The sequence below is a fragment of the Pseudomonas sp. USTB-Z genome (assembly GCF_019691255.1).
GTDB classification, from domain to species: Bacteria; Pseudomonadota; Gammaproteobacteria; order Pseudomonadales; family Pseudomonadaceae; genus Aquipseudomonas; species Aquipseudomonas alloputida.
Map to the genome: position 1 here is coordinate 91,355 of NZ_JAECZP010000003.1, position 13,864 is coordinate 105,218.

The 13,864-nt window shown below is 63.4% G+C and carries 14 protein-coding genes; 8 read left to right on the forward strand and 6 right to left on the reverse strand.

The genetic code is table 11. The features are described from left to right. Positions 1 to 17: 17 nt before the first annotated feature. A complete protein-coding gene (locus I8746_RS04360) occupies positions 18 to 1,193 on the reverse strand; it encodes an MFS transporter (protein WP_012052846.1) in 1,176 nt (391 codons plus the stop codon). 94 nt (positions 1,194 to 1,287) lie between these two features. Between I8746_RS04360 and I8746_RS04365 the strand changes: the two genes are divergently transcribed. Next, positions 1,288 to 2,187, forward strand: coding sequence for a LysR substrate-binding domain-containing protein (locus tag I8746_RS04365; protein ID WP_012052847.1), 900 nt, complete (start codon positions 1,288 to 1,290; stop codon positions 2,185 to 2,187). A gap of 49 nt (positions 2,188 to 2,236) precedes the next feature. On the opposite strand, the gene I8746_RS04370 is transcribed toward I8746_RS04365, so the two are convergent. Further along, complete coding sequence (locus tag I8746_RS04370) at positions 2,237 to 2,860, reverse strand: TetR/AcrR family transcriptional regulator (protein WP_012052848.1); 624 nt, start codon at positions 2,858 to 2,860, stop codon at positions 2,237 to 2,239. A 130-nt stretch (positions 2,861 to 2,990) separates the two neighbouring features. On the opposite strand from I8746_RS04370, the gene I8746_RS04375 reads away from it, so the two are divergent. The 3 genes from I8746_RS04375 to I8746_RS04385 all read left to right on the forward strand — a co-directional run bounded on the left by I8746_RS04375 (position 2,991) and on the right by I8746_RS04385 (position 6,951). Further along, positions 2,991 to 4,673: an amidohydrolase gene (locus I8746_RS04375; RefSeq protein WP_014860867.1), complete on the forward strand. Its 1,683-nt coding sequence runs from the start codon at positions 2,991 to 2,993 to the stop codon at positions 4,671 to 4,673. A gap of 14 nt (positions 4,674 to 4,687) precedes the next feature. Continuing rightward, on the forward strand, positions 4,688 to 5,845 hold the full coding sequence (locus I8746_RS04380) for an MFS transporter (RefSeq protein ID WP_221100194.1): 1,158 nt from the start codon (positions 4,688 to 4,690) through the stop codon (positions 5,843 to 5,845). Between the two features lie 110 nt (positions 5,846 to 5,955). Continuing rightward, the gene (locus I8746_RS04385) at positions 5,956 to 6,951 is read left to right on the forward strand and encodes a D-2-hydroxyacid dehydrogenase family protein (RefSeq protein WP_221100195.1); all 996 of its coding nucleotides are present in this window, start codon (positions 5,956 to 5,958) and stop codon (positions 6,949 to 6,951) included. Positions 6,952 to 6,958: 7 nt separating this feature from the next. Here I8746_RS04385 and I8746_RS04390 read toward each other — a convergent pair whose 3' ends face one another. Further along, a complete protein-coding gene (locus tag I8746_RS04390; RefSeq protein ID WP_221100196.1) occupies positions 6,959 to 7,444 on the reverse strand; it encodes a hypothetical protein in 486 nt (161 codons plus the stop codon). Between the two features lie 142 nt (positions 7,445 to 7,586). Here I8746_RS04390 and I8746_RS04395 point away from each other — a divergent pair, with 142 nt between their 5' ends. Then, on the forward strand, positions 7,587 to 8,582 hold the full coding sequence (locus I8746_RS04395; RefSeq protein ID WP_014860871.1) for a 5'-nucleotidase: 996 nt from the start codon (positions 7,587 to 7,589) through the stop codon (positions 8,580 to 8,582). 114 nt (positions 8,583 to 8,696) lie between these two features. Here the strand turns inward: I8746_RS04395 and I8746_RS04400 are convergent, their stop codons facing one another. Beyond that, positions 8,697 to 8,855, reverse strand: coding sequence for a hypothetical protein (locus tag I8746_RS04400; protein WP_004575389.1), 159 nt, complete (start codon positions 8,853 to 8,855; stop codon positions 8,697 to 8,699). A gap of 223 nt (positions 8,856 to 9,078) precedes the next feature. Between I8746_RS04400 and I8746_RS04405 the strand changes: the two genes are divergently transcribed. Continuing rightward, on the forward strand, positions 9,079 to 10,356 hold the full coding sequence (locus I8746_RS04405; RefSeq protein ID WP_004575388.1) for a bifunctional O-acetylhomoserine aminocarboxypropyltransferase/cysteine synthase: 1,278 nt from the start codon (positions 9,079 to 9,081) through the stop codon (positions 10,354 to 10,356). Positions 10,357 to 10,420: 64 nt separating this feature from the next. Then, a complete protein-coding gene (locus I8746_RS04410) occupies positions 10,421 to 11,185 on the forward strand; it encodes a hypothetical protein (RefSeq protein ID WP_104962044.1) in 765 nt (254 codons plus the stop codon). An 81-nt stretch (positions 11,186 to 11,266) separates the two neighbouring features. Here the strand turns inward: I8746_RS04410 and I8746_RS04415 are convergent, their stop codons facing one another. Beyond that, positions 11,267 to 11,740: an anti-virulence regulator CigR family protein gene (locus tag I8746_RS04415; RefSeq protein ID WP_012052855.1), complete on the reverse strand. Its 474-nt coding sequence runs from the start codon at positions 11,738 to 11,740 to the stop codon at positions 11,267 to 11,269. A gap of 146 nt (positions 11,741 to 11,886) precedes the next feature. Here I8746_RS04415 and I8746_RS04420 point away from each other — a divergent pair, with 146 nt between their 5' ends. Beyond that, positions 11,887 to 13,050, forward strand: coding sequence for an AAA family ATPase (locus I8746_RS04420; protein ID WP_012052856.1), 1,164 nt, complete (start codon positions 11,887 to 11,889; stop codon positions 13,048 to 13,050). A gap of 28 nt (positions 13,051 to 13,078) precedes the next feature. Here the strand turns inward: I8746_RS04420 and I8746_RS04425 are convergent, their stop codons facing one another. Next, positions 13,079 to 13,735 carry an HD domain-containing protein gene (locus I8746_RS04425; RefSeq protein WP_014860876.1) on the reverse strand — a complete coding sequence of 219 codons (657 nt, stop codon included), beginning with the start codon at positions 13,733 to 13,735 and terminating at the stop codon, positions 13,079 to 13,081. Positions 13,736 to 13,864: the final 129 nt, after the last annotated feature.

Consider the following 13,864-nt stretch of genomic DNA (forward strand, 5'->3'; position numbering starts at 1 on the left):
CCCAAGGTTCCGGCCTGTTACAGCGCAACCTGCCGCCCGGCTACCACCCCTCGCCCACGCCAGGCAAGCAGCAGCACCAGCACCAGCCCCAGCGCCGCCATCGCAGCCCCCGCCAGGGAAATCGCCGGGTAGCCCAGCCCGGCGTTGATCACCGCGCCGCCCAGCGCCGCACCGATCGCATTGCCCAGGTTGAACGCGCCAATGTTCACCGCCGAGGCCAGGTTGGGCGCATCCTTGGCCGCTTCCATGACCCGCATTTGCAGCGGCGGCACCAGGGCAAAGCTGGCCGCCCCCCAAACCAGGATCGCCAGGGCAGTCGGCAGCGGCCAGTCCAGTACCAGCGGAAACACCAGCAGCACGGCAATCAGCCCAGCCAGTGACAGGATCAGGGTACGATCGATCGAGCGGTCCGCCGCCTTGCCGCCCCACACGTTGCCCAAGGTCAGGCCGACACCGAACAGCACCAGCATGGCCGTCACGAAAGGGGTGGACGCCGCCGCTTCATGCTGCAGGATCGGCGCAATGTAGGTGAACACCGTGAACATGGCGCTGGAACCCACCACGGTCAGCAACAAGGCCGCCAGTACCGGCCTGCGGCCCAGCACACGGATCTCGGCCAGGGCACCCTCGCCCTTGGGCGACGCAACATTGGGCAGTGCGTACCAGAGCGTGGTCATCGCCACCAGGCCAAGCCCGGCAATCCCCCAGAACGCCGTGCGCCAACCCAGCATTTCACCCAACCAGGTCGCCAACGGCACGCCGCCGATGGTGGCCAGGGTCAACCCCATGAACATTGCAGCCACGGCCCCGGCGCGCTTCGCCGGCGGCACCACACTGGCCGCGACGATCGAGCCGATGCCAAAGAAGGCGCCGTGGTTGAGTGAAGTGACCACGCGGGCCACCAGCAGGCTGGCGTAGTCGCTGGCCAGGGCCGACATCAGGTTGCCCAAGGTGAAAATGGCCATCAGCCCGATCAACAGGTAACGGCGCGGGATCTTCACCGTGGCCAGGGTCATCAGCGGCGCGCCGATCAGCACGCCGATGGCATAGGCACTGACCAGCAGCCCGGCAGCAGGGATGGAAACGCCAAGGTCGGTAGCGATACTGGGCAACATGCCCATGGGGGCGAACTCTGTAACGCCGATGCCGAAGGCACCGATGGCGAGTGCGATAAGCGGTGGATTGATACGCATGGCAAGCTCCTTATCTATGCCGCAAATGCTACGATCCGTTTAAAATGCGCACTAGACTGCATTTTTGCGAACCACCTTTGCTTGAGAGGCACAAATGGACTTCAGTGGCAGATCCGGCGAGATGGAGATTTTTGTCAAGGTGGCGCAAGCGGGCAGCCTGTCTGCTGCCGCCCGAGCGCTAGGCCTGACGCCCTCGGCGGTCAGCCGCATTCTCGCCCGCACCGAACAGCGCCTGGGTACCCGCCTGCTGCTGCGCACGACCCGGGCGCTCACCCTCACCCCCGAGGGAGAGGCCTACCTGCGCGGCGCACGGCGGGTGCTGGCGGACATGCTGGAAGTGGAAGAAGCCATCACTGACCAAGGCGTGCCACGCGGGCGCTTGCGGGTCAGCGCTGCGCTGGGCCATGCCCGGTTGACCGTAGTGCCGCTGCTGGCGGCCTTCAGCGCACGCTACCCGCAAGTGCTGGTTGACCTGACCCTCAGCGACGAGGTGGCTGACATTCTCGGCGGCCAGGCCGACGTGGCACTGCGCTTCGGTCACCTGCCGGACAGCTCGTTGAGCGCTCGCGCCATTGGCGAGACCGGCCAGGTAGTGGTGGCCTCGCCCGATTACCTGCAACGCCACGGTACCCCGCTTGAACCTGAAGACCTGGCCCGGCACAACTGCCTGCGCTTCAACTTCCGCCGCGCGATGCCCGACTGGCCGTTTCACCGCGACGGGCATACATTCTCACTGAAGGTTAAAGGGAATATCGAATGCAGCAGCGGCGAAGCGCTGGCGCAGCTGGCCAGGCTGGGCGCCGGCGTGGCGCGTATCGGCACCTTTACCGTGGCCGATGACCTGGCCAGCGGGCAACTGGTGCCGTTGCTGGAGGCTTACAACCCGGGTGATCGGGAACCGATTCATGCGGTGTTCGTCGGCGGCCCGGCGATGCCGGCGCGGGTGCGGGTGTTTGTGGATTTTCTGGTGGAGCAGCTATCTGGCGGCCTGTAGGGTCGGCCTCATGTCGCGACAGGGCCGCCCACGCGCGCCCTGATCAGTCTCATCGCGCTTGCATGCCGGCCAGGATAAAGCCCATGAACCGCCGCACATCCGCCCGGTGTGCCGTCATGTCCAGCGGCTCGCGGCTGCAAAGGCGCAGCAACTGAAGGTGCCCGTAATCGTTGATCAGGAACGCCGCATAGCCCACGTCCAGCCCAGCCGCCAGCCTGCCGCTGTCGCACAAGTCCTGTAGCAGGCATTTCAACTCGTTGACCAACGCGTCGTTGACGCGCCTGTAGGCATCCGGCACGCCCTGCTGCTCAGCCCCCAGCAACGGCAGCAACGGCGGCAATATCTCGCGCCAGAGCGGTGCAGGCAGCACCTCGAATGCGTAATCGGTCAAGTGCGCTTCGTAGCAGCACAGGGCCTCCAGCGCATCGTCGAATTCCGGCAGGCGCCGCCGGGCTTCGGTCACCGCCCGGTGGTCGGCCTCGCGGAGCTTCTCCAGCAAAATTTCCTGCTTGCTGCCGAAATAAGCAAACACCGTGGGCACCGACACTGCGGCCAAGCGCGCGATCTGCTCCATGGTGGTGGTCTGGTAACCCTGCGTTTCAAACAGGCCTAGCGCCGTTCGGCTGATGGTTTCACGACGCATCGCCTTCTGCTGCTCGCGCAGTCCGCTCACATTCACACCTTTTTTCGAATCGTACACGTCGGCGCACAGCATAACGCAAAGCTGCGCCGTAAAAATATTTTATTGACTAAAAGTTTTAATGAGCTCAAAACTAATGCTCCATTCTGACCTGGGAGTTGCCATGTCCACCGCCGCAGACCTCATTATTCACAATGCCCGCATCTACACGGTCGACCCGCACAGGCCTTGGGCTGAGGCGGTGGCCATCTGCGGCGAACGCATCGTTTGCGTGGGCGACCACGGCAGCGTCATGGCATACGCCGGCCCTGCCACACGCCTGCTGGATGCCGGCGGCAAACTGGTGCTGCCGGGCTTCGTCGAGTCTCACTGGCATTTTTCCTCTACCGCCTTTGCCTTTCAGGCGCTGGTCAACCATACCGACCCGCTACAGGTGCTGGCCCTGCTCCAGGCCTACGTCGAGGCCAACCCCTGTGAAAAAGCCATTACCGGCATGGGCTGGATCCAGCCATTGATGCCTGGGCATATGTTGCGCCGCGAAGTACTGGATGCCATCTGTGCGGACAAGCCCGTGTGCCTGCTGTCCACCGACTATCACACCATGTGGGTCAACAGCTTCGCCCTGAACGCTGCCGGCATCGACCGCAACACCCCGCCAGTAGAAGAGGGCGCCAGCTGGTTCGAAAAGGACCCGATCACCGGCGAGCCCACGGGTGTGATCATTGACTGCGCCGCCTATTCGCTGCTGATGCAACGTCTGAGCGAAGCCGGCTACCTACCGACAGGCATCGACCTGTACCTGCGCTCGATTCCTTTTTGGCAAGAGAAACTGGTGGCGGCCGGGATTACCACGGTATTCGATGCCGGGTTCCTCGACCCCGCTGGCGACCAGTCGCTGCTGTATGAAACCCTGCAGCAACTGGAGCGTGAGGAGCGCCTGAAACTGCGGGTGGTCGGCAGCTACATCAACATGGGCACCGAGGACGATCCGGTCACGCGGCTGCAGGCCATGCGCGAACGCTACGACTCGCCGCTGGTCAAGGCGCAGACCCTCAAGCTGATGCTGGACGGGACCGAGCTGAACCACACCGCGTTCCTGCTCGAGCCCTATTGCGACAAGCCACACAGCTGCGGGTCGACGACCATGCCCGAGGAAGTGTTCGAGGGCCATGTGCGCAAGGCCGACGCCCTCGGTATCGACGTGATGGTGCATGCAGTGGGCGATGCCGCCGTGCGCATGGCGCTGGACGTGTTCGAGCGCACGTTCTCCAGCAATCCGCCCCGCGACCGTCGTCACGTCATCACTCACGCCTTTCTCACCCACCCCGACGACATACCGCGCTTTCGCCGTATCGGCGTCATGGCCAACACCCAGTTGCAGTGGGGCGTGGTCGACGCCTACGCCGAGGCCATCCAGCAGACCTATGGCTACCCACGCTGGGCGTCGATGTATAAATTCCGCAGCTTCATCGACCAAGGTGTGACCGTGTCCATCGGCATGGACGGCCTGGTGTGCCAATGCCGATGCCAGCACAAGCCGGTGGAACACATCGAATCGGGCCACACCCGCCAGCTTAGTGGCGAACCCGATGCCCCTGTGATGCCCGATGCCGACGAGCGCCTGAGTATCCCGCAACTGATCGCCGCCTATACCCTCAACGGTGCATACCAACTGGGCCTGGAACGGGAAATCGGTTCGATCACCGTTGGCAAGCGTGCCGACATCATCGTGCTGGAGCAGGACCTGTTCGAACTGGACCGCTACCAGATCGGCAATACCGAAGTAGCGCTGACCGTAATGAACGGCCGCATCACCCACGACGCAGGTACCCTGCCCCGCGCCTGACCCCGGACCCGACCATGCACAACAATAACAACACCCTGCTTCTGCGTGCTGCGCTGATCTACATCGCCGCCACGGCCTTGATCATCATTGGCGTACAACCCATCTTCATCGGCCTGCTGGCCGAGCGGTTGCATCTGGACCTTAGCCAACAGGGCTGGGTACTTTCCAGTGAAATGAGCGGAACACTGCTCGGCTGCCTGCTGCTATCGATACCAAGGCGTCATCCAAGTGGCCGTGGGCTGTACCTGGCGGCAGCCTTTGCAGCGCTGATGTTGAACCTCCTCAGCGCTGCGCTGGACACTTTGACGAACCTGATTCTGTGCCGTTTTGCCTGTGGTATCGCTGCGGGCCTGCTGTATGCCGGGTCGATCAGCGGGCTTGGCCGGCTGCCGGGCCAGGATCGCTCGTACGGCCTGTCGCTGCTGATTCAAACCGCTGTCTTTGCCCTGTACGCGACCTGTCTGCCACAACTGGCAGAGCAGTTCGGTCACCGCACGGCGATTGCATCACTGGGTTTCTGGTTCGTGCTGGTCGCTATGGCTGCGTTGTTCATTCCGGTACGGCTGCAGCGTGTAACCCCCGTGCGCCTGGCGCAGCCAGGCGCCGGCTCAGCGATTATCGGGCGCTACGCCCTGCTGGGGATGCTGTGCCTGCAGTTGGCGATCTATTCGTTGTGGGGGTTTGTCGAACAGTTGGCGCGCGAACGTGGCATCGAGGCGGTGGATGTGGGCTGGGCGTTCGGGCTGGGGATACTGGGTGGCTTGCCTGGCGGCGCCCTGCCCAGCCTGCTGGGCGCACGGGTGAGCCGCGGCCCGATGATCGGCCTGGGCTCGCTGGTAGTGCTTGTGTCAATCACCCTGCTGGCGCGCTATACACATGATGCCGATCAGCTGTGCATGGCACTGTTTCTGATGAACTTCGGCTGGGTGCTGGCGCTAACCTACTACATGGGGGCAATTGCCACCAATGACCCACGCGGCACGTTGACACCCTGGGTCAGTGCGCTGCAACTGGGGGCCGCGGCGGCAGCGCCGGCGTTAGTGGCGTTGCAGCAACAGAGTGCCGGGCGGGAAATGATCTTTGCCAGTGCAGGGACGGCGGTGGTGTTGGGGTGCGTGCTGAAGAGCGTGGCCGGCGTGGTTCATCGGCGGGCAGTTCGTGAAGCTGCTTGATGGCGCGCATGAGCCGGTGATGGTGTGCGACGACTGCAGCCCGATCTGACACCGAAACCGCCCGTTAGGTTATCTTCGACACTTCACTGTACCGACCGGGTCAGACCAACATGCGTATTGTCATTCCCGACGACTACCAGGATGTAATCCGTACGCTCGATTGCTTCGGCAAGCTGAGCGGGCATGCTGTCAGCGTCCTTCATGAGCTCCCGCCTGCCACGCTGGAACAACTTGCCGCACGTTTTGCCGATGCCGACGCCCTGGTACTCACCCGCGAACGCACACGCATCGACGCTGCCTTGCTCGACCGCCTGCCCAACCTCAAGCTGATCAGCCAGACCGGCAAGGTGTCCAGCCACCTTGACCTGGCTGCCTGCACTGCGCGCGGCATTGCCGTGACCGAGGGGCGCGGATCGCCGGTAGCGCCTGCCGAACTGGCCTGGGCGCTGATCCTCAATGCCCGCCGGCAACTGGTGCCGGCCATTGATGCCTTCCGCCAAGGCCAATGGCAGGTCAACCTGGGCCAGGCGCTGGCCGGGCAGACGCTGGGCATCTGGGGCTATGGCAAGATCGGCCAGCGCCTGGCGCGTTATGCGCAGGCTTTCGACATGCACGTGCTGGTGTGGGGCAGTGACAGCAGCCGCGCCGCAGCCAAAGCCCATGGCCACGCTGCTGCCGCCTCGCGTGAGGCGTTTTTTGCCGAGGCGGATATTGTCAGCCTGAACCTGCGCCTTTCGGACCAGACACGCCATGGAGTGACCTTCGACGACCTGTCCCACATGAAGCCCGACGCCTTGCTGGTGAACGTCAGCCGCGCGGAACTGATTGCACCAGGCGCATTACTGCAGGCATTGGATGTCGGGCGGCCGGGCTACGCGGCGGTGGATGTTTATGAGGAGGAGCCGTTACTCGACCCGGCCCATCCACTGCTGCGTCACCCACGTGTACTCAGCACGCCCCACCTGGGGTATGTGGAGAAGAACGGCTACGAGCTGTACTTCGGTGACGCCTTCGACAATGTGCTGGCGTTTTTCGAAGGGGTGCCGAAGAACGTCGCCAACCCGCAAGCTTTGGCACTTCAACGCTTGAACCCAGTGCAGCCTTGAGGTTGCACTACCCAAACAGGTGCAGCCCCAGCGTAAACACAGCCACGGCCAAGGCGACCAACGACACTCCATGACGTTCCAGGTACGCGGGCCAACCGGCTGCTGACTGCGCCACGCATTGACATTGGCGCTCAGCCAGGCCGGTCAAGCGCGTCTCCACACTGTCCACACGGTCTGCCTGGGTGCTCGCTGCCAGCGCGAGCTTCTTCAGTGCCGTGGTCACCGTGATGGACAGCCCCTCCCGAGCCTGATTGCTGGCGGCCAGTTGCTGCTGGCACTGCTCAAGGTGCTTGCGAATCGCCCCTTCCTTCTGCACACGGGCCAGGGTAGTTGCCACGAGCTTTTTATTCAGCGCCTCGATACTGGCCTGCAGTGCGTCATGCCCGGTGGCCTGCTGGGCCGACGCGTCTGCCTCATCGTGGGGCTCGTGCATCGTGTTCCCATTCACCTCGGCAAGCGGAGTCAGGGTGCCGTGTTCATGTAGCTGGTTCATCAATCACTGTCCGGATACTGCGGTAAGGGGCGAGAAGCTATCAAAATGACATCAACGGATCCACTGCTCAGTCGCGCAATTGACGGCTTTCGTCAGAACGTGCGCGTACACTTGCCTTCATGCCACTCGCAGGAGCCGCTTCATGCCCTACCCCATTGAAGAAAAACTGGTCATCGGCGTTGCCTCGAGTGCGCTGTTCGACCTCTCCGTTTCCGATGACATCTACCAGACACAAGGTGTCGAGGCTTACCGCCAACACCAGGAGCAGAACCTGGACGAGCCGTTCCCCAGTGGGGTGGCGCTCCCGTTCATTCGCCGCTTCCTGAGCATCAACAAGGCGTTCCCCGACCAGTTGCCGGTGGAAGTGGTGCTGCTCTCGCGCAACTCGCCGGAAACCGGCCTGCGGGTATTCCGCTCCATCAGCCACTATCAGTTGGACATCACCCGCGCGGCATTCATGTCGGGCCGCTCGCCCTACGAATACATCCCGGCGTTCAATGCCTCGCTGTTCCTCAGCGCCAACGAGGAAGATGTGCAAAAGGCCATCGACGCCAACTACCCTGCCGGGCGTGTACTGCCTACGCGCATCTACGACGATGAAATCGACACTGAGCTGCGGGTGGCCTTCGACTTCGATGGCGTGATTGCCGACGACGAGGCAGAGCGTGTTTACAAGCGCAACGACAACCTGGACGACTTTCAGGAACACGAGCGCATGCACAAGGGCACCCCGCATTCGCCGGGGCCACTGGCAGACCTTTACCGCAAGCTTTCGCGGATACGCATGCTGGAGGACCGCAAGCTGGCCGAGGACCCGACGTACCAGCGGATTCTGCGCATTGCCATCGTCACGGCGCGCAACGCGCCTTCGCATGAGCGAGTCGTGACGACCTTGAAGGATTGGGGCGTATCCCCGGATGAGTGCTTTTTTCTAGGCGGTATGGATAAACCCAGGGTGTTGTCGATATTGAAGCCGCATGTGTTTTTCGACGACCAGCGCACGCACCTGCAATCGCCAGCGGGAAACCTGCCGATGGTGCATGTACCGTTTGGGGTGGCGAACAGCGTGCGCTCGCCTCAGGAACCCGACGTGAAGCAGGATCAACTGCCGATCAGCGCATCATCCTGCATGCCCTAAAGCGCAAACACCGGCGCTGTGCCACGCGCGGTTCGGGCGACCAAGGTGCGTGCGCCCGTGCCGGGTACGCGCTTGCAACCCGGCCGAGAGGGCGCGGTCCGTCGCGGGGTCAGCTTAGCGCGGGCCGCCACCCTGATGGCCACCAAAACCACCGCCGTGGCCACCCCCACCATGACCACCGCCACCTCCCGGCGGCATGAACATCCAGCAACCCGACAAGGCGGATACCAGCGCCGCCACCAAGGCTGCGCGCAAAAGGTTTTTCGACTTCATTGAAACGCTCCACAAGGCTAGATCTGCTGCCTGCCTTAGCTGATAGGGCAGCGGCAGGATTCTAGAGCTGCGGTGTGATGGCACAGGGAAACTTTGCATATCTTTACTGTCGACCCAGTGGCCGCAAACGCCACGCAGGGACCGCCAGAATGATCCTCCTTGACCCATGCCCACTCGCCGCCGCATGCTCGAACGCTTCCACCCACGCTCAAGGAACGATTGCATGAAGCTGGAAACGCTTGCCATCCATGCGGGCTTCAGCCCCGACCCGACCACCAAGGCGGTGGCCGTACCGATCTACCAAACCACCTCCTTCGCCTTCGACGACACCCAGCACGGCGCCGACCTGTTTGACCTGAAGGTTGCCGGCAACATCTACTCGCGCATCATGAACCCCACCAACGACGTGCTCGAGCAGCGCATGGCCGCCCTGGAAGGCGGGGTTGGCGCGCTGGCCGTCGCCTCGGGCATGGCGGCTATCACCTACGCCATCCAGACCGTCGCCGAAGCCGGCGACAATATCGTCTCGGTGGCCAAGCTGTACGGCGGCACCTACAACCTGCTGGCGCACACCCTGCCACGCATGGGAATCCACACCCGCTTCGCGGCCCATGACGATATCGCCGCCCTCGAAGCGCTGATCGACGCGCGTACCAAAGCGGTATTCTGCGAGTCCATCGGCAATCCCGCCGGCAATATCGTTGATATCGCTGCGCTGGCCGAGGCCGCCCACCGCCACGGGGTGCCGCTGATCGTCGACAATACCGTGGCCACCCCGGTGCTGTGCCGGCCGTTCGAGCACGGCGCCGATATCGTCGTGCACTCGCTGACCAAGTACATCGGCGGTCACGGCACCAGCATCGGCGGCATCGTCATCGACTCCGGCAAATTCCCCTGGGCCGAAAACAAGGAACGCTTCGCCCTGCTCAACACCCCTGACCCGTCCTACCACGGCGTCACCTACACCGAAGCTTTCGGGCCTGCCGCCTTCATCGGCCGCTGCCGTGTGGTGCCCTTGCGCAACACCGGCGCCGCGCTGTCGCCGTTCAACGCCTTCCTGATCCTGCAAGGCCTGGAAACCCTGGCCCTGCGCATGGAGCGCCATACCGAGAACGCGCTCAAGGTCGCCCATTACCTGCAAGCCCACGAGCAAGTGGCCTGGGTGAAGTTCGCCGGGCTGCCCGACCACCCCGAACATGAACTGGCCCAGCGCTACACCGGCGGCAAGCCAGCGTCGATCCTGTCGTTCGGTATCAAGGGCGGCCAGGCGGCTGGCGCGCGCTTCATCGACGCATTGCAGTTGGTGGTACGCCTGGTGAACATCGGCGACGCCAAGTCACTGGCCTGCCACCCCGCTTCCACTACTCACCGTCAGCTCAACGACGAGGAACTGGAGAAGGCCGGCGTGCCACGGGACATGGTGCGCCTGTCGATCGGCATCGAACACAGTGACGACATCATCGCCGACCTGGCCCAGGCCTTGGAGGCCAGCCGCGGCTGATTCCTCCGCGCCCTACCCAATGTCGAAGGCGGGCGCACCTTCATCAAGCGTGGATGCACCCGCAATGACCCTGTTTTACCTGAAACTCACCATCACCCCCCTGCTGATGTGGGCCATCTCCCTCGCCTCCCGGCGCTGGGGCGGCCTGCTAGGCGGATTGCTGTCCGGCCTGCCGATCACCTCGGCGCTGGTGATGACCTTCCTGTGCCTGGAACAGGGCACGGCCTTCGCCCTGGGCGCATTGCCCGGCGCACTGGGCGGCCTGGCGGCGGTGCAGGCCACCTACACCGTCTACCTGCTGGCCACGCGCACACTCGGCATCGCCGTGGCCGTACTGCTGGCGTTGCTGTTCTATGGCCTGGCCGCCTATGCCTTTACCCACTGGGGCAGCCTGTACCTGTCGATTGCAGTGGCGTTGGTGCTGATCGGCGTGCTGATCCGCGCCAGCGGCCGCGAGCCCAAATCTGATACCTTGGCCCGCCCCCGGCACCGGCACTGGGAAATCCCGTTGCGCATGGTATCTGCCACTTCCCTGCTGATGATCACCACCAGCCTGGCCAGTTGGCTGGGCCCGGCGACCAGCGGGATGCTGGCGCCGATTCCGGTGATTGCCTGGCCACTGGTGGTGTTCGCCCATGTGCAGGGCGGGCGAGCCGGGATGGCGGCAATGGTGCGAGGGAATGCGATCGGCGCGGTGGGGGTGATTGCGTTCTATCTGGTATTGGCGGGGCTGCTGGAAACGTGGGGCGTTGGCGTGACCATCGGGCTGGCCATGCTGTGCGCTGTGGTGCTGACCCTTGGGCTGGCCGCGGTGTTGCGGCGGCGTTGATAGGCCGTTGGGCTGCTGCGCAGCCCATCGCAGGCACGCCAGCGCCTGCAGGGACCGAGCGGACTGCTCGCACCTGCGGCCTTAGTCGAACGCCCCGTTCAACACCTCATAGATGATCCCGGTCGCCACGGCGACCAGAATCAGGTCTGCGCCCGCTTGCATCCACTCATACCCGTCGTAGTGAGGCAGCTGCCCCAACAGACGGCCATCCAGTTTCTTGGCGATACCAGGTGGCAGGGGCTTGCCGCGGGCCAGGTTCTTCTGAATGCCTGGAGGCAACGCCGGACCCGGGCTCCAGTAGTTGCGGTGGCCACCGAGGATGCCCAGTACATCGCCACGGTCGATGGACGGGCCGCCGTGCCAGTCATTGCCGCCGACGCTCTGCTTGTGGCCGCCCGAATTGCCCTGGCCCTGGGCGTGCGGCGCCTGGCCCTTGCCGTGCCCCTGACCTTGGCCCTGGCCTTTGCCATTACCCGGGTCGGCGAGCACCGGGCCAGAGGCCAAGGCCACCGCCAATGAGGTGACAACGGCTGTCATGATTGTTGATCTGGCCATGTGAGCATCCTTTGCGAGAGAGGTTGCCCCACACTATAGACGGTGCGCACGCCTGCTTCACTTGCAACCGCCTCAGCAGGGATGGCTGACAAGGGAGGCACGCTTCGGCCACAATCGGTCGCCTGGTCCACGCTGGGAAGCACTGCATGCTCACTACCCTCGCCATCGGCAACTACCGCTCGATCAACCACCTGGTGCTGCCGCTGAGCCAACTCAACCTGGTGACCGGTGCCAACGGCAGCGGCAAATCCAACCTGTACAAGGCGCTGCGCCTGCTGGCCGAAACCGCACAGGGCGGTGTGGTCGAAGCCCTCGCCCGTGAAGGCGGGCTGGATTCGACCTGGTGGGCCGGCCCAGAAACCAGCGCACGAATGCGGCGCGGCGAAGTGCCCATCCAAGGCCAGCATCCGAGCGAAGTCAGGCGCCTGCGCCTGGGCTTTGCCACCGAAGACCTCGGTTTTGCCATCACCCTCGGCCTGCCAATTCCCCTGCCGTATCCGAGCGCGTTCATGCTCGACCCTGAAATAAAGTGCGAGGCCATCTGGGGCGCTGGCGCCTATCGCCCCTCTTCCTTGCTGGTCGAGCGCAAGAATGCCCTGGTGCGGGCCCGCGAGGGTAACCGCTGGGCAGTGCTCGATCAGCATGCTGACAGCGGCGAGAGCTTTTTCAACATCGTCGGCCGGCCACGCCAGGCACCGGAAATCGGTGACCTGCGCGCGTTCATCAACAGCTGGCGGTTTTACGATCACTTCCGGATTGACCGTGATGCGCCTTGCCGTCAACCCCAACTGGGCACTCGCTCGCCGGTACTGCATCACGACGGGCGCAACCTTGCCTCGGCGTTGCAGACCATTATCGAAATTGGCGATGTGGAGGATCTGGTGGAAGCGCTGAATGACGCGTTTCCCGGCAGCCGTCTGGAGGTCAATGCGCCACCTGGCGGGCTGTTCAGTGTACGGCTGCACCAGCACGGTCTTTTGCGCCCGCTCGAGGGTGCTGAATTGTCGGACGGCACCCTGCGTTATCTTCTGCTGATGGCCGCCCTGCTCACACCACGGCCGCCATCGCTGATGGTCTTGAACGAACCGGAAACCAGTCTGCACGCGGACCTGCTCCCGGCCTTGGCGCGGCTGATCATTCGTGCATCACGCCGTAGCCAGGTTTGGGTGGTATCGCACAGTGCGCCCTTAATCAACGCGCTGGCAGCCTGTGACGGGTGCAATGTGCTAGAGCTGGAAAAAATACAAGGGCAAACCCAACTGCGGGGGGTTGGGTTGCTGGATGAGCCGCTGTGGCGCTGGGCTGACTGAATTCAAGGACGGTATGAGCCCGGCATGACTAACCGGCCCCGGTAATCTCGTCCATGAACTGGGTAAGAAAGGTTTCAAGCCGGGTATGACGCTCGGCAGCAAGGCGAGCCCCTTCTTGGGTCTTAAAGCCCGAAGCGAGCTTGAGCAGTTTGGTCTGGAAGTGCTCGATGGCATACGCCCCGTCCTGGTACGCCCTCTGCTGCGCGAAAGGATTCTCGACGTCATAGAGCGCCGACCCCATTCGCCCAGCGACGTAAAAACACCGGGCAATACCCACCGCGCCGATGGCGTCAAGCCGGTCACTGTCCTGAAGGATGCAGGCCTCACGTGTCAGCGGTTCGAACCCTGCCGAGTAACTGTGCGTTTTGATCGCATGCACTACCTGCTCAACACGCCCACTCGGCCAGCCCATCTCAGCAAGGACTGATGCAGCCTTGTTCGCCGATAACGTCGAGGCCTGCCCACGTAACGGCGAATGCTTTTCCACCGCCACACAGTCGTGCAGCACCGTCGCCGCAAGCAAGATTTCAAGGTCGCCACCCTCTACCCGCTGAATCCGGTGCGCATTGACCCACACGCGCTGAATATGGGCCAAGTCGTGGGAGCCATCACGCTGGTCGGACGGCAGATACTTCAGCAAGTCAGTGGCAAGGCACTGATAAGGGGCAAACGCTTGGCGGGTCATCTTCGGTAGGTTCCATTTCCAGTGAATGCGCGGGGTCACGGGCGCCGCCCGACACTGCCTGGGCAAGTACCGAGAGCCTGCATGTCGGTTTCAAAGCCTGTACAGCACTGGCAGGAGCAGCCTTGTGCT